This is a genomic window from Psychrobacter nivimaris (genome assembly GCF_043419765.1).
Lineage (GTDB): Bacteria > Pseudomonadota > Gammaproteobacteria > Pseudomonadales > Moraxellaceae > Psychrobacter.
Map to the genome: position 1 here is coordinate 156966 of NZ_JBHOFX010000006.1, position 14840 is coordinate 171805.

Below are 14840 nucleotides of genomic sequence, written 5' to 3' on the forward strand. Positions count from 1 at the left end.
TATTGACCATTTTCTCACCTTTCTCGATGAATCGCGTTTCGCTAAAAGTATGATTTTGTCATAAAACCTATTTGGCTATTAGAAGTTCTGTTATCGAAAGATAGCAGGGCTTTTTTGTGTCTAATTTAATGGTGAGTTTCTTTTAATATGTACTACTATATATGTTATTATTTAAATATATAATGGAGTGACAATTCAATTAAAAGGAGTTTGGACACGTGTTGCGGGTCAGAATGCGCAAAATATCGTGTGCCATTTAATGTGATCACGATGAAGAAGATTAGACTTGGAATCCTTGTAGAAGATAAGACCTTGGCGTGGTACAACTTTGAACCACTTAAGTCATTAGTGGATGAAGGAGTTGTCGAGGTTTGTATCGCTATTCAACGAAATATAAAACAAAAACGCAGTGTACTAAAGTCTATTCCCCTAATTAATCAAAAAATATTCTCTTCTCTTTCTCGAACTAAGAGTAATGCTAAGCATTATTCTATCCACGACTTATCAAAAAATGGCTCAATGCCTACTATCATGTCTATACCGAAGCAGGGTGAGTACACTGAAGAAATTGAAGATTCAGTGATTGAGAAAATCGAAGCGGCGGATTTAGATTACCTGCTTAATATTGGTTTCAGAGCGCTGACAGGAAAAATTTTAAGTATTACAAAAAATGGCGTGCTTTTTTTTCATTATGGCAACAATGCGATACAACATGATAAGCCTACGTTATATTGGCAGTTTGCTGAACAATGGGAAAGTAGTGTCGTGACTCTGCAATTATTAAATGAACATCTTAATGTAGATAAAGTTGTAGGGGAGGGTTATGGCACGCTATTTTATTGGGATTATAACTTAACTAAGCGTAAGTCAAATGGGATAGCAGCATCGGTATTATATTGGTACTTCCATAGGAATAGAGTTGGAGTTAATACCGGAAAGCCTATTAAGACAACTGGCGAACACACGGTTCATCACAAACCCGACTTATCAATGACCATCAAACACTTACCTAGATTCTTAAAATATTATACTGTCAAAACTTTTTATAAGAGTTTTTATCTCAATCAGTGGAGCCTCTTTATTGGATCTGTTGATCAACCAATACATACATATACAGAAATAATGCCTGCGAAAGGCTGCTTTTGGGCTGATCCTTTTTATATTGAACACGACTCAAGACGTTACATATTTTTTGAGAGTCTGAACTATAAAGAGAATATTGGTCGAATAGAGTGGATAGAGCTGAATGAAAGCCATCAAGTTATTAGTTCAGGACAAGCTGATTTGGGTATTAGCACGCACTTAAGCTTTCCCAATGTATTCGAGTATGAAGATGCTGTCTATATGATTCCAGAGGCTGCAAAAACCAATTGTATTAGCTTATTAAAAGCGACAGATTTTCCGTGTAAGTGGGAAAAAGTTCATGAGTTAGTTTCAGACGTTCAGGCCGTGGATAGCGCTGTGATTGAGCATAATGGATTATGGTATCTTTTCACAACTCACGGTTCAATTTCAGCATTCACTATGGATTTAGAGTTGTATATTTATACGTCTGACAAGCTGCAAGCAGATAATTGGACCATTCATCCCTCGGCGCCTCTAAAAATTGACGTGCGTGGATCTCGATTAGCAGGCGCATTATTCCGAAAAAACGGTCAGTTATTTCGTACTGCTCAAGATGGAACTATTAGATACGGGCGTAGGATTGGTTTGTACCTAGTAGAAGAGCTAACACCGACGTCTTATAAAGAAACTTTTGTACGTTATATTGAACCGGACTGGGAGACAGATATTGATCGTCTCCATACCTATAATATTTATGATGAAACAGTGGTACTTGATGTATCAAGAGATAAGTTGCGTTTTAGAATATAGGTACTAAAACATTTAGTGGTTGGAGAATAAAAAACCCATCATAAGTTTCGGCTTATGATGGGTTTTTTATAATTGTGACTCATATTATATCAAGTTACTGATCCGCCGCATCCCTTCTAAACGTCCACGTCTTATTATCGGACGCATCTTCACAATAGTAATATCCTGCCAAATCAAACTGCTTTAGCTGTTCAGCATTGGTCAGCTTATTATCAGCAGCATATTTCACCATCAGTCCACGGGCTTTTTTGGCATAAAAGCTAATCACTTTGTATTGACCATTTTTCTCGTCTTCAAATCGTGGCGTGACGATATCTGCCTTCAGTGCTTTCTTTTTTACCGCCTTAAAGTATTCATTAGAAGCTAAATTAACCAATGTTTTGTCATCGCTGTCAGCCATACGCGCATTGATAACGTTAGTCACTTCCTCACCCCAAAACTCATAAAGATTGTCACCGCGCTCATTTTTCAGCTTGGTGCCCATCTCTAAGCGATATGGCTGGATCAGATCTAGTGGCTTTAGTACTCCATACAGCCCAGACAAAATACCTAAGTGCTCATTGACATAAGTAGCGGTATCTTTGTCCATATGATACATATCAAGTCCAGTATAGACATCGCCATCGAATAAATAGCCTGCAGGCTTAGCGGCATTATCAGAGGCATCGTTAGTAAATGGTTGCTCTTCGCTCCAATGCCATTGTTGATTGCGCGTAGCATTAAGCTGAGCCAAATCGTCAGATATACTCATCAATTCTTGTAGGTCAACGGGCTCTTTTGACTTCAGTACTTTCATCAATTCTTGTGAGCGCTCGATTAGCTCGGGCTGGCTATAGTAGTTGCCTAAATTTAATGGTATAGCATCTGTTTCGTTCAGGGATTTTGCAGGGGAGAGCAAAAAATACATGTTTATTCCTTATTATAATGAATCGATGACGGGTTTTTTCGAGTGTCAAGTATTCTTATTATACGGTATGCATGGGTGGAACTTGACTTCACCTTGCTTATTTTATGTTTATTGACGTTATTTGTTTAATAAAAGAACGGATTTAACATTAGGAAATAAATGGAGTTAGGCCTGTACCTATAAGGGCTAAGCGTTTTTCAGAAAAATAAAAGGCTTTAATATACCAACAAAAAGTATGCCAATGGTGTAAATACCTAAATTTTTATTTTACTTGTGGGTCATCATTAGACAATGAAACTTGATGAACGATATCTCTATAATAAAAAGGCATGATGGTAAAGTAGCTATCATTTATTAAATTGATAACCTTTGGTCGCTGTAATGGATTAATCATGATCAATGGGTTTTGTCCCCTGTGCTTTTTAGATGTGCGTTGAGGGTATTAAAGGTAGTCGTGAGACGTAAATATAGTCATTGGACGTAAGTAAGGAGACGGTATGAAAATCGGTGTAATAAGTGCAGATATCACGAGCGAGAGCCGTGTAGCCATAACCCCAGACGCAGTCAAAAAATTGCGTAAACTTGGGTTTGAAGTCGTCATTCAGTCAGGTGCAGGCCAAGCAGCATACTATGCTGATGAGTTGTATCAGGCTGCGGGTGCCGACATTGCCAGTAGTCGTACCGAGGTGATTACCCAGTCTAAGATTATTACCACCGTCAATGACCTACCAGCGGAAGCCACTGAAAGCTTGTCGTCTGGTCAGATCGTCATTGGCATGCTTGACCCGTATCGTAACACTCAGCTTGACACTTATGCAGCCAAAGGCGCAACAGTCTTTGCGATGGAGTTATTGCCTCGTACACTGTCACGCGCACAAAATATGGATGTATTGTCATCACAAGCCAACCTCGCTGGTTATAAAGCAGTATTGCTCGCGGCCAATGAGTATTCGCGTCCTTTCCCGATGTTTATGACTTCAGCGGGTACAGTTAAGCCAGCTAAAGTCGTTATCCTAGGTGTTGGTGTCGCAGGTCTACAGGCAATTGCGACAGCCAAGCGTTTGGGTGCAGTGGTAGAAGCCAGTGACCTACGTCCGACCGCTCGCGAGCAAGTAGAATCACTCGGTGGTAAATGGCTTGACGTGCCGATGAGCGCAGAGGAGGCTGAAACAGCTAAGTCTACCGGTGGTTATGCATGGACGCCATCAGAGCAATATGTCAAAGATCAAGCAGCTGTCGTGGACAAAGCATTGAGCAACGCTGACATCGTTATTACCACAGCTCAGATTCCTGGTCGCAACGCACCGCGCTTGGTACATGGCGCAACGCTTGCCAAAATGAAAGCAGGTTCCGTACTGATCGATATGGCGGCCGGTACTGGTGGTAACGTCGAAGGCAGCGTGCCTAACGAAACCATCACGACAGACAACGGCGTACGTATCGTTGGTGCCGCCAATATCCCTTCACAGCTAGCCGCACAGTCTTCAGATTTGTATGCCAATAACCTTGTTAACTTTATTACGACATTGATTGCACCTGCTGGCGATGATGCATCAGTCAGCTTGGCACTTAACTTAGACATGGAAGACGAGATTCAGGGCGCACTGGCAGTGACACATGATAGTCAGGTACGACTGGCCAAACGCTAGTTTGAACAGCCTATTACCACATATTTTGTCACTACACATTTGCCAGTAATGAATAAATTTTTAGGAGGATTAGATGATTGCCACTATTTTAGCTGCAGCGCCAGCCGGTGCGGCCATGAGTAGCACACCATTTGTAGCGATTTTCACTGTATTTGTGCTCGCTATTTTTGTCGGATACTACGTGGTTTGGGGCGTAACGCCTGCATTACATACGCCATTGATGGCGGTAACCAACGCTTTATCAAGTATCGTCATCGTGGGTGCGATGCTACAAACCGTCACGATTGATGGTTCAATGTTTACACCGACCAGTTTGCTTGGTGCCTTTGCGGTATTTTTAGCCAGTATCAATATCTTCGGTGGCTTTGCTGTGACTGAGCGTATGCTTGCGATGTTTAAACCGAAAGTGAAAAAAGCACCAGTAGCAACCACTGATGCCGGAGGTGACGCATGAACGATTTCTCAGCAATGATTGCAGCAAATGCAGATTGGTTCTATCTAGTCGGCGCTATTCTCTTTGTTTTAACGTTACGTGGTTTGTCTAGTCCAAAGACAGCGATTCGCGGTAACCGTTTTGGTATGGCAGCGATGGCAATTGCTGTCGTCACGACGTTCTTCTTAGCAGAAGGCCCTGTGCTTTGGTTGATCATCGGTGCGATGGTGTTGGGTGCTCTCGTTGGTATGTGGAAAGCAAAAACGGTCGCGATGACGCAAATGCCAGAAACAGTCGCTTTAATGCATTCATTCGTCGGTTTGGCAGCGGTTGCGATTGCACTTGCGACGGTATTACACACTGAACAACAGCATGGTGCCGTTGCTCGCATCGAGCTATTTATCGGTTGCTTCATCGGTGCAATTACGTTCTCAGCCTCGGTCTTTGCCTTTGGTAAATTGGCCGCGAAAAGTTGGGCGAAAACATTGGTTGGCGGCTGGGTAAAACCGGTCCAAGCGCTACTATTCATTGCGATGATTGGTTTCGGCGGCGTCTATTTCGTCACTGACTCATTACCGGCATTTTATGCGATGGCAGTGATTGCCGTTATCTTTGGCTGGATGTGGATTGCGCCAATCGGTGGCGGTGACATGCCAGTAGTTGTATCACTACTGAACTCATTCTCAGGTTGGGCAGCAGCAGGTATTGGTTTCACGCTTGGCAACTCGATGCTGATTATCGCGGGTTCGCTAGTCGGTTCATCAGGTGCGATCTTGTCTTATATTATGTGTAAAGCCATGAACCGCTCACTACTTAATGTCTTATTCGGTGGTATGGGTACGTCAGCTGTTGCCGTAGGCGGCGATGATGGTGCACCGAAGAACTACAAAGCAGGCTCAGCAGAAGACGCAGGGTTCCTCATGTCTAATGCTAGCAGTGTGGTCATTGTACCAGGTTATGGTATGGCACAAGGCCGTGCACAAAATGCAGTAAAAGAGCTATATGAGCTATTAAAAGAAGAAGGCGTTAACGTTCGCTTTGCCATTCATCCGGTCGCGGGTCGTATGCCAGGCCATATGAACGTCCTATTGGCTGAAGCTGATGTACCTTATGATGATATTTTAGAAATGGACGAGATCAACTCAGACTTTGCGAGTACAGATGTGGTGTTGGTTATCGGTGCAAACGACGTTGTAAACCCATCTGCGAAAGATGATCCTACTTCCCCAATCTTTGGTATGCCGATTCTAGAAGTTAGCAAAGCCCAGACGGTCATGGTCATCAAGCGTTCAATGAGTACCGGTTATGCAGGTCTGGATAACAGCTTATTCTACATGGACAAAACCATGATGATCTTTGGTGATGCTAAGAAAATGGTAGAAGAGATGGTACGTACTATCAATGGCGGCGGTCATTAATCTCTAAGCTATGTTTTTAACCATTATTATTTGCAGATAAGTTTTTAGATAAAGAAAGTCACTGAGGTGGCTTTTTTTGCGTTAAAGTGGGCGGCATTTATGAGCCGACTATAGACTGAGGTTATTTCCAATTACGGTGAGTTTTTAATAATCATAATATTAACTGTGCTTTATCTACTCAGTATACGATTTGCGCCTGATTAACCTTTTAACCCATCTGAACAGCTTCAACGTTAGACGATTACCAATTATAAATACGATGAAATAAGAGAAAGATTTATGAACATGTTACTGCGTTTTTTTATTATGGTTAGCTTACTTAAGCAACAGCTCAAGCATCAATCGACGAGCGAAACTATCAGTCTAGAGACATTGACTGCACCGACCGTCCGCCATTATCGAATTTTGCCCCACGATATGGGGTTTCGCGATCATTTACCCAATTATCGTTATTTATCATTTATTGAGCTAAACGTGACACGCTGGGTAAAGGCGTGCTGTCATGAAAAAGGCATTAAACCGCTGAATTGGGTGATTGCCATGCAAGAGATGATTTATCTTAAGCAAATTAAATTTTTGGATAAAATGACGCTTAGCAGTGCAGTCGCAGGATGGGATCATAAATATGTGTATTTTGAGCATCGGTTCTTTGTTAAAAATCAGCTGATGGGCGTTGGTATGACCAAGTTTGTTTTTACAGATAGTAAAGGCATGCGCACACCAGAAGTATTAGATATGATGGGCGAGCAGTTGACGGATACCATTAATACATGGAATGAGCATCAAGTCGCGGTAAGATCGACTAAATCAGCCTAAGCCACATCGCAAAACAGTATTGAAACCTAGTATTGAAACCCAGTATTGAAAAACAATATCGTAAAATAACTTGGCTATAATCATTTGCTGAATTTTGGTAGGATAGAGCCCATCAAGTCGTCAGTATTAGGACGATAGCATCGTTTTTAAAATGATGATTCTCAAAACGACTAAAAATAAGGTACCGTTATGACCCCACAAAAATTAAAATGGACAGACAGCTTAGATATCGCGATTGAGCTTTATGAGAAATTCCCAGAAACAGATCCACAGTATATTCGTTTTACTGATTTGCATCGCTGGGTAACTGAGCTTGAAGGCTTTGATGATGATCCACAAAAATCAAATGAAGGCATCTTAGAAGCCATTCAAATGAATTGGATTGATGAAGCAGATTAATCGATTTGATCTGTCAGCATTGCTATAAATAGAAAACTAAATAAACAGACAGAAAAGGCCGCATCATGACCTCACAAATTAAAGAGCTACCAGAAGCGATAGCTTGTCGCGGTATCAGCGTTCGTACCACTAATAACGCTGAGATAAGCCATGACACTGCCAAACTTGGTAGATTATGGCAAAAGTTTTATCAAAATCACGCGGGTGAACTCCCTGAAGGTGAAGACATTTATGGTGTCTATCACAACTATGAAAGCGATGATCTGGCAGGGGCGTTTGACGTTGTGGCCAGTTGGAAAGTAGCCAGCGAGCAAGATGCTCAGTCAGAAAGCGACAATGTGGCTAATGCTAGTAATGTAGTGACGGTTGATATTCCTGCAGGAAAGTACTTGGTATTTTCTGAAGAAGGTTACATGCCTAACACTGTGATGAATGCATGGGAAAGTGCTTGGGAGTATTTCAATGCGCCCGATTGCGAGCATACCCGAACGTTTAATGTAGACTTTGAGCATTATATCGGTGGTAACTTAGAATACGGTCAAGTTGATGTCTATATTGGTATTGAATAAAGCTATTAATTGACTTAAGTAACTTAAGCTGATCAAGCCATTTTTGATAAAATAATGACAAAAAAAGCGCTAACCTAAATCAGGTAGCGCTTTTTTCTTTGAGCGGATGTCATCAATTAGACAGTCGCAATTAATACTACATTCAATCTAGCAACAAATTTTCCAAAATGCCTTCGTAAATCTGCGCAAGCTTTCCTAGGTCATCGACTTCTACTTTTTCATCCACTTGATGAATCGTCGCATTACGCACACCCAGTTCAACGACTTGGGCACCAGTTGGCGCGATAAAGCGTCCATCGGAGGTACCACCAGAAGTCGATAGGGTGGTATCGACATCGGTCACTTTTTTGATGGCATTTTGACAGGCCGAAACCAGTTTTCCTTCAGGGGTCAAAAACGGCTGACCAGATAACTTCCAATGAATATCGTAGCTCGCTTTACTGTTGGCAAAGTGCTTATCAAAGATAGCATGCGTTTTTGCCTTTAGTTCATCTTCAGTCGTTTCAGTTGAGAAACGGAAGTTAAAAACCACGTTTAGCGTTTCAGGAATGACATTGGTTGCGCCAGTGCCGCCATTGATATTTGATATTTGCAATGATGTGGCTGGGAAGTAGTCATTGCCGTTGTCCCATGCGGTAGATGTCAATTCAGCAAGGGCGGACATCGCTGCATGAATTGGATTAGATGCCAGATGTGGATAGGCAACATGACCTTGTTTACCTGTAACGGTAAGCTCTGCACCTAGCGAGCCACGACGACCGTTTTTGATGATATCACCTAACGTATCGGTACTTGATGGCTCACCAACGAGACAGTAGGTGATTTTTTCTTGACGTGCTTCTAAAGTCTCGATTACTTTGACCGTACCATTAATTGACGGGCCTTCTTCATCTGAAGTAATTAAAAAAGCAATCGAGCCATTGTGTTCAGGATAATTGGCAACGAAACGTTCAGCTGCAACAGTAAAAGCTGCAATACCAGTTTTCATATCGGCAGCACCGCGTGCCCATAGATACCCATCAGCGATAGTTGGAGTAAACGGAGGGTAGGTCCAGTTTTTCTCATCACCCGTTGGCACGACGTCAGTATGACCAGCAAAACAAATCACTGGATCGCTAGTACCGCGGCGTGCCCACAAGTTTTTAACTTCGGCATGTTCGCCGCTTTGTTTTCTATCACCAAAATACATAAACTCGCAATCAAAGCCTGCTTGTTCTAACCGTGCTGACAACATATCTTGGCAACCATCGTCATCGGGCGTCACTGAAGGGCGCTCTAACAGTGCAATACTTAAATCTAAGGTTTCTTGCTGGTGGGTTTTGTGTTGAGACGCGCTTGATTGGTTATGAGAGTCAGACATGGATAAGCCTTTTGTATAATAAATTGAAATGGTAAATATAAATGAATAGTAGAGAATAAATGCTAAATGGCTACTTCTACAAAGGGTACAAGACCATCACGGCGCATCCAAGTGGCGATAGAGTAGCGTTGACGATGCGCAATTTGTACTTGATGACGTAAATCACTGTCAAAGATAATCAGTCTGTTGGCGACTGGCATAACCTCATGGTGGACACCATGTTTATCAACGACCTCTATTGCACCGCCATCGGTTGATTCCCAATCATCATTGAGATAAAACACTGCCGAGATAACACGTTCATCACGTCCAGCAGGGTTGTCACTGTGCCATTGATAGCCAAAACCAGTCGGATAGCACGCATAATGCGCTTCACTATGGCGAATACCAGCGAATAAACTACGATTGAATAGCGAGGCCAAAGCATTTATGCTTTGCAGATAATAGTAGCCTGCAAAAAAGTCTTCAGTAATCCAGCGTATTCTATCACCGCGAATATCACTGATGCGAACACCAGCGGTCAGTTCTGCATCACGATAGTCAATAAAACCGCTTTCTGCTTGTAGTGCTAATAAGGCAGTACTATTGAATACGTCATCAATGATGAGCCAGCCGTCAGTGACAAAGGTATCGAGCTGTTTATCCGTCAGCTTATCTTCCCAGTCCACCGCAAAGTCAGACATTTGCAATACGTGCTGAGTAGGAATTTCTTGGCTATCATTATGAGTATCAGGCAGCAGTAATGGTGGATTATCCTGACCTATCGGATGATCAACGACCAACGCTGTCTTGTTAAGGTTGCTAATAATCTGCGTCATTTCATCTCATTATTATCAATCAGCTGTCAATATACCGTCATTCAATGCGTTTTTATTGAAAGCACTTACTAAAACCACATTATCTTTTACTCTGCCTATGCTACCATAGATGCAATTTTTCTTATTTAAACTTTTGAGATTATGAACTATAAACACGCCTACCACGCTGGTAACTTTGCTGATGTGGTTAAACACATTTTATTGGTACAACTGCTTAATCAACTGGGGCAGAAAAACAAACCTTTTTATGTGCTTGACGCTTATGGCGGTCGTGGACTGTATTCACTAAGCAGTGAAGAAGCGCGCAAAACAGGTGAGGCCAAAGGCGGTATTCAAGCTTTTCTAAAAGCAGATACCGAAAAAGCCCCAGCTGCTGTCAAAGATTATATGGAAGGCATTAAGCAAGCCAAATTCACTTACGACAATAAAGTCTATCCTGGTTCGCCATGGTGGGTGGCCCATCACGTCGAAAAAACCGCAGCTAAAAAGCCTGATGCTGGCGTGCGTGCTGAGGCTTTTGAAGCCAAAGCGACTGAATACGATGCGTTGAACTATCAGCTACATAAGTTGCCAATTGGTATCCAGCATCGTGATGCTTTTGAAGGTATCACCGCTGTCATTCCACCAAGAGAAAAGCGCGGTTTGATTTTCCTTGATCCTCCTTATGAGCAAGAGCACAAAGATTTTACGCGCCTTATCGATTTATTAGTCGCGGCTTATAACAAATGGCCGCAAGGTACTTATGCGCTTTGGTTCCCAATCAAAAACATCGAAGCCGTGGAGCTCTTCTATAAAAAGCTCAAACGTACTGAAATGAGACGTCAGCTGGTTTGTGAGCTAAATATTTATCCTAATGATGTTGCGGTTGGTCTGAACGGTACAGGTCTACTGGTTATCAATCCGCCATGGCAATTTGATAACCATGCACGTGAGATATTACGTTTCTTACAGCCAGTACTAAAAGTAGAAGACGCGCCAAACTTGACGCCTGATAGTGCGACCAATGTGCGCTGGCTCGTCGGCGAATAGCAATAACGGCCAATAAGGATATTAAGATGACGACTCAGCCACCTATCGGCCAGCCGAATAATGCACCTTTGAATAATTCGTCCTTAAATGACGGCTCGCTGCAAGATAATGCAGCGACTCAGCCACCGTTTATCGATGAGCATGAGTTTAATATCCGCCTAGCGGATAACGATAGCTATGATGGTTTGACATTTGAGGTGATTGAAGCTGAAGTAGCCGAAGGTAAGCGAGTTGTTAGTCGCGGTGTCTATTTGGCACCCAATCTGATCACTACTTTATCGCTATTGTCAGGCTTCTACTCGATTTTGGCGAGTACCCAAGGCGAGTTCTATAAGGCAGCTTTGGCTATCTTCTTATCCGCTATTCTTGATGGCGCAGATGGTCGTGTCGCACGTATGCTCAATGCGCAAAGTCCATTTGGTGAGCAATATGACTCTTTAGCAGATATGCTAGCATTTGGTGTTGCGCCTGCTATATTGATTTATAGCTTTGCTTTAGAGCCGTTAGGTCGTATCGGCATTGGCTGTGCATTTGTCTTTACCGCTTGTGCTGCTTTTCGCCTTGCACGCTTTAACGTTCAGGTTGGCATTGTCGATAAAAAATACTTTGTTGGCTTAGCAAGTCCACTGGCCGCTATACTGGTGACGTCTGCTGTAATGGTCGCAGTCGATCATAATGAGTGGATTGGTCAATACGATACAGCCGTCATGCTACTGTTTGCGGCTTGGGTCGTCACTTGCGGTCTACTGATGGTCAGCAATGTCAAATATTATAGCTTTAAAGAATTTGATAAAAAGAAAGTGCCTTTTGTAGTGCTTATCATTGGGGTGCTAGTCATGAGCATCGTGCTCTATGATATTCCTGTTGGTATCTTAGCGATCGGTATTATTTATGCGTTATCAGGTATCGTGACTACGATTAAAGCAAATTTTAAACACTAAATTTGATATCTTCCATATGCTATTTTAGATTGCTATGAGTTATTTTCAAATTTTAACCATTTAAGTTAGTTAATACTAAAACAACTCTAAACATATCTTACAAGAGTCGCTTATCTATTGATAAGCGGCTTTTTTGTGTCTTATGAAAAATTATTATTCTCTTGATGACTTGCATACTGTCATACGTAGGTTAATGAGTAATCTCATTTACATGTAATAGATAACTCCATCAAACCAATACTCGTCAAACATATATATTAGCCAGTATTTTCTGTTCCAACCTCATAATATATTCTTTAAAGAATATATTTATAAGTTACAAATTCAAAACAAGAACTTTACAATTAACATATAATATTTCATTATGTATTTGTAATGTTCCCTTTTATATCAAAAATTACACAGAAATATTTCTAGAGATGAGAGTTTTAGCTCTCAAAACTTCAAGAATAATATTTCAATTTTCTAGTGGATAGGCCGTTCATAGAAACACTTAACTAATAGCTTCCTTGTTTAACTATTTATCAACACTAACGTCTATGTCTAATAGCGATAGCTTAACTATCAGTCTATTTATATAGCCATCATATAGTTGCCCTAATAGCGACTTTATATATACAGGATACTCTCATGTTAAACCATGTTTACCGCGTTGTTTTTAATCGTTCTACGGGTTGCTATACCGCCGTTAGTGAAATCAGCAAGTCGGGTGGAAAGTCTAACAATAGATCAGGTCAAGTGGGCACAGTGCCAGCTGCGAAACTAGGCAACTCACTACGCCGGAGTGCTATAGGGGTTGCTATTGCTGGCGTGCTAGGATTGACGGCGATGAGTAGTCAGGCAGAAGTGTGTTTGACAGAAAATTTCATGCCAAGTAACAGTGTTGCATCATCTGAATCTATAGCCTGTGGGTTTTTAAACGAGGCATTAGGCACTCGTAGCACTGCAATAGGCTATGACAACACAGCTTCAAATATTTATAGCTCAGCTGTCGGTACTATAAATATCTCTTCTGGTGAAGGTAGTTCAGCGATAGGTTCTTATAACATCGCTAAAGGTAATGTCACCTCAGCCATAGGTTCGCAAAACAATGTTGATGGCCTAGGAAGTTCAGCATTAGGCATACTAAACCATGTGAACAATACTTATAGTACGGCAGTAGGTTCTAGTAATACAGTAAACGGGCAAATGGCTTTAGGGGCAGGGCATAAGAACGTAGCTTCTGGCCGATTCAGTTCGGCAGTAGGTTTCGTCAATACCTCTGCAGGGGATTATAGCTTAGCAATAGGTAGCGACAACTCAACCGCTGAGGAGCGTAGTACTGCAGTTGGTAGTCTAAACGTAGCTTCTAAGTTGCGTAGTTCAGCGCTAGGTTCTAATAATACTGCTTCGGGAGAACGTAGCTCAGCAGTGGGGTATGGTAATACTGCATCAAGTAATGATAGTTCAGCAGTAGGCTCTAGTAATAATGCCTCTGGGGAGGGTAGCTCAGCGTTAGGTCGCAATAATCAGGCTTTGAGCAACAACAGTTCAGCAATAGGCTTCAATAATGCTGCATCAGGTAATAATAGTTCAGCAGTAGGCTACAACAATATAGCATCTGGTTTAGGTGGTTCAGCAGTAGGCTACAATAATACAGCCTCAGCTAACGATAGCTCTTCATTGGGTTTTAGTAATCAAGCGTTAGCAGAAAGAAGTTCAGCATTGGGGAACTACAATATTGCATCAGGTGTTTCTAGTTCAGCGATAGGTAGTTTTAGTAGGGCATCAGGCGCCAATAGCTTATCCGTAGGGTCAAACGCGACCGCTAATATTGATAACAGCATTGCTCTAGGAGAGCGAAGCGTCACTACTGTAGATGCAAGTGTAGCAGGTTATTCAGCTGACGGTAATACTAGTTCAACGTGGCAATCTACTTTGGCAGCACTTAGTGTTGGCGATACGTCTAGTGCTGACTCAAATAATTGGAAAACTCGCCAAATTACGGGTGTAGCAGCAGGCACATCCGATACTGATGCAGTGAATATTGCTCAGTTAAAAAAATTAGAAACAACAGGCATTTCTTATTTTAGTAATGTAGCAACAGCTTTAGGTGGGGGTGCACAGTTCAGTAATACAGGTGTGTTCCAAGCACCTACATATAAAATAAGCAATGCGAACTACAATAACGTGGGTGCTGCATTTGCTGCAGTTGATGGCAAGTTGACAGATTTGCAAACACAGATAAATACGATCGAGCTAACACCTGGGCCTAAAGGCGATACAGGAGCAATTGGTCCAGCAGGATCTGACGGCATCAATGGTCAAGATGGTGCGCAAGGTCCTCAGGGTGAACAAGGACCAGCGGGTCAAAACGGTGTTGACGGTTTAAATGGTACTGATGGCACTAACGGTAAAGATGGTGTTGATGGTTTACAGGGACCAATCGGTCCGCAAGGTCCAGCAGGATCTGACGGCATCAATGGTCAAGATGGCGCGCAAGGTCCTCAGGGTGAACAAGGTCCAGCAGGTCAGGATGGTGTTGACGGTTTAAATGGTATTGATGGCATTAACGGTAAAGATGGTGTTGATGGTTTACAGGGACCAATCGGTCCGCAAGGTCCAGCAGGATCTGACGGCATCAATG

13 protein-coding genes are annotated in these 14840 nt (G+C 42.1%); 10 read left to right on the forward strand and 3 right to left on the reverse strand.

The features are described from left to right. The first annotated feature begins 270 nt into the window (after positions 1 to 270). Positions 271 to 1875, forward strand: a complete 1605-nt coding sequence (locus ACHEVO_RS12900) for a glucosamine inositolphosphorylceramide transferase family protein (RefSeq protein WP_394125171.1) — start codon at positions 271 to 273, stop codon at positions 1873 to 1875. 94 nt (positions 1876 to 1969) lie between these two features. Here the strand turns inward: ACHEVO_RS12900 and yaaA are convergent, their stop codons facing one another. Further along, the gene (gene yaaA, locus ACHEVO_RS12905; RefSeq protein WP_394125172.1) at positions 1970 to 2782 is read right to left on the reverse strand and encodes a peroxide stress protein YaaA; all 813 of its coding nucleotides are present in this window, start codon (positions 2780 to 2782) and stop codon (positions 1970 to 1972) included. A gap of 497 nt (positions 2783 to 3279) precedes the next feature. Between yaaA and ACHEVO_RS12910 the strand changes: the two genes are divergently transcribed. From ACHEVO_RS12910 to ACHEVO_RS12935, 6 genes are all read left to right on the forward strand, one after another. Further along, positions 3280 to 4431, forward strand: a complete 1152-nt coding sequence (locus ACHEVO_RS12910; RefSeq protein ID WP_394125173.1) for a Re/Si-specific NAD(P)(+) transhydrogenase subunit alpha — start codon at positions 3280 to 3282, stop codon at positions 4429 to 4431. Between the two features lie 115 nt (positions 4432 to 4546). Then, on the forward strand, positions 4547 to 4885 hold the full coding sequence (locus ACHEVO_RS12915; protein ID WP_197707696.1) for a proton-translocating transhydrogenase family protein: 339 nt from the start codon (positions 4547 to 4549) through the stop codon (positions 4883 to 4885). Further along, positions 4882 to 6282, forward strand: coding sequence for an NAD(P)(+) transhydrogenase (Re/Si-specific) subunit beta (locus tag ACHEVO_RS12920; protein WP_379543873.1), 1401 nt, complete (start codon positions 4882 to 4884; stop codon positions 6280 to 6282). Before ACHEVO_RS12915 ends, ACHEVO_RS12920 begins: the two co-directional genes overlap by 4 nt. 279 nt (positions 6283 to 6561) lie before the next feature. Continuing rightward, complete coding sequence (locus ACHEVO_RS12925) at positions 6562 to 7098, forward strand: acyl-CoA thioesterase (protein ID WP_394125174.1); 537 nt, start codon at positions 6562 to 6564, stop codon at positions 7096 to 7098. 189 nt (positions 7099 to 7287) lie between these two features. Then, a complete protein-coding gene (gene iscX / locus ACHEVO_RS12930) occupies positions 7288 to 7497 on the forward strand; it encodes a Fe-S cluster assembly protein IscX (protein WP_021812734.1) in 210 nt (69 codons plus the stop codon). A gap of 65 nt (positions 7498 to 7562) precedes the next feature. After that, a complete protein-coding gene (locus ACHEVO_RS12935; protein ID WP_238052249.1) occupies positions 7563 to 8066 on the forward strand; it encodes a GyrI-like domain-containing protein in 504 nt (167 codons plus the stop codon). A gap of 142 nt (positions 8067 to 8208) precedes the next feature. On the opposite strand, the gene dapE is transcribed toward ACHEVO_RS12935, so the two are convergent. Both dapE and ACHEVO_RS12945 read right to left on the reverse strand, forming a co-directional pair. Further along, positions 8209 to 9426, reverse strand: coding sequence for a succinyl-diaminopimelate desuccinylase (gene dapE / locus ACHEVO_RS12940; protein WP_394125175.1), 1218 nt, complete (start codon positions 9424 to 9426; stop codon positions 8209 to 8211). 62 nt (positions 9427 to 9488) lie between these two features. Further along, positions 9489 to 10244 (reverse strand): 2OG-Fe(II) oxygenase, encoded by a 756-nt coding sequence (locus ACHEVO_RS12945; protein ID WP_394125176.1) that lies wholly within the window; start codon positions 10242 to 10244, stop codon positions 9489 to 9491. A 141-nt stretch (positions 10245 to 10385) separates the two neighbouring features. Between ACHEVO_RS12945 and ACHEVO_RS12950 the strand changes: the two genes are divergently transcribed. The 3 genes from ACHEVO_RS12950 to ACHEVO_RS12960 form a co-directional block, all read left to right on the forward strand. Then, the gene (locus ACHEVO_RS12950; protein WP_394125177.1) at positions 10386 to 11273 is read left to right on the forward strand and encodes a 23S rRNA (adenine(2030)-N(6))-methyltransferase RlmJ; all 888 of its coding nucleotides are present in this window, start codon (positions 10386 to 10388) and stop codon (positions 11271 to 11273) included. A 26-nt stretch (positions 11274 to 11299) separates the two neighbouring features. After that, positions 11300 to 12214, forward strand: coding sequence for a CDP-diacylglycerol--serine O-phosphatidyltransferase (pssA, locus tag ACHEVO_RS12955; RefSeq protein ID WP_335731921.1), 915 nt, complete (start codon positions 11300 to 11302; stop codon positions 12212 to 12214). Between the two features lie 630 nt (positions 12215 to 12844). Continuing rightward, the coding region (locus tag ACHEVO_RS12960) for an ESPR-type extended signal peptide-containing protein (RefSeq protein ID WP_394125178.1) at positions 12845 to 14840 on the forward strand (1996 nt) is incomplete at its 3' end.

Bases quoted from the DNA above. Each gene is read 5' to 3' on its own strand.
- ACHEVO_RS12900 (WP_394125171.1), top strand. From the start codon at position 271: ATGAAGAAGATTAGACTTGGAATCCTTGTAGAAGATAAGACCTTGGCG.
- yaaA (WP_394125172.1), bottom strand. From the start codon at position 2,782: ATGTATTTTTTGCTCTCCCCTGCAAAATCCCTGAACGAAACAGATGCT.
- ACHEVO_RS12910 (WP_394125173.1), top strand. From the start codon at position 3,280: ATGAAAATCGGTGTAATAAGTGCAGATATCACGAGCGAGAGCCGTGTA.
- ACHEVO_RS12915 (WP_197707696.1), top strand. From the start codon at position 4,547: ATGAGTAGCACACCATTTGTAGCGATTTTCACTGTATTTGTGCTCGCT.
- ACHEVO_RS12920 (WP_379543873.1), top strand. From the start codon at position 4,882: ATGAACGATTTCTCAGCAATGATTGCAGCAAATGCAGATTGGTTCTAT.
- ACHEVO_RS12925 (WP_394125174.1), top strand. From the start codon at position 6,562: ATGAACATGTTACTGCGTTTTTTTATTATGGTTAGCTTACTTAAGCAA.
- iscX (WP_021812734.1), top strand. From the start codon at position 7,288: ATGACCCCACAAAAATTAAAATGGACAGACAGCTTAGATATCGCGATT.
- ACHEVO_RS12935 (WP_238052249.1), top strand. From the start codon at position 7,563: ATGACCTCACAAATTAAAGAGCTACCAGAAGCGATAGCTTGTCGCGGT.
- dapE (WP_394125175.1), bottom strand. From the start codon at position 9,426: ATGTCTGACTCTCATAACCAATCAAGCGCGTCTCAACACAAAACCCAC.
- ACHEVO_RS12945 (WP_394125176.1), bottom strand. From the start codon at position 10,244: ATGACGCAGATTATTAGCAACCTTAACAAGACAGCGTTGGTCGTTGAT.
- ACHEVO_RS12950 (WP_394125177.1), top strand. From the start codon at position 10,386: ATGAACTATAAACACGCCTACCACGCTGGTAACTTTGCTGATGTGGTT.
- pssA (WP_335731921.1), top strand. From the start codon at position 11,300: ATGACGACTCAGCCACCTATCGGCCAGCCGAATAATGCACCTTTGAAT.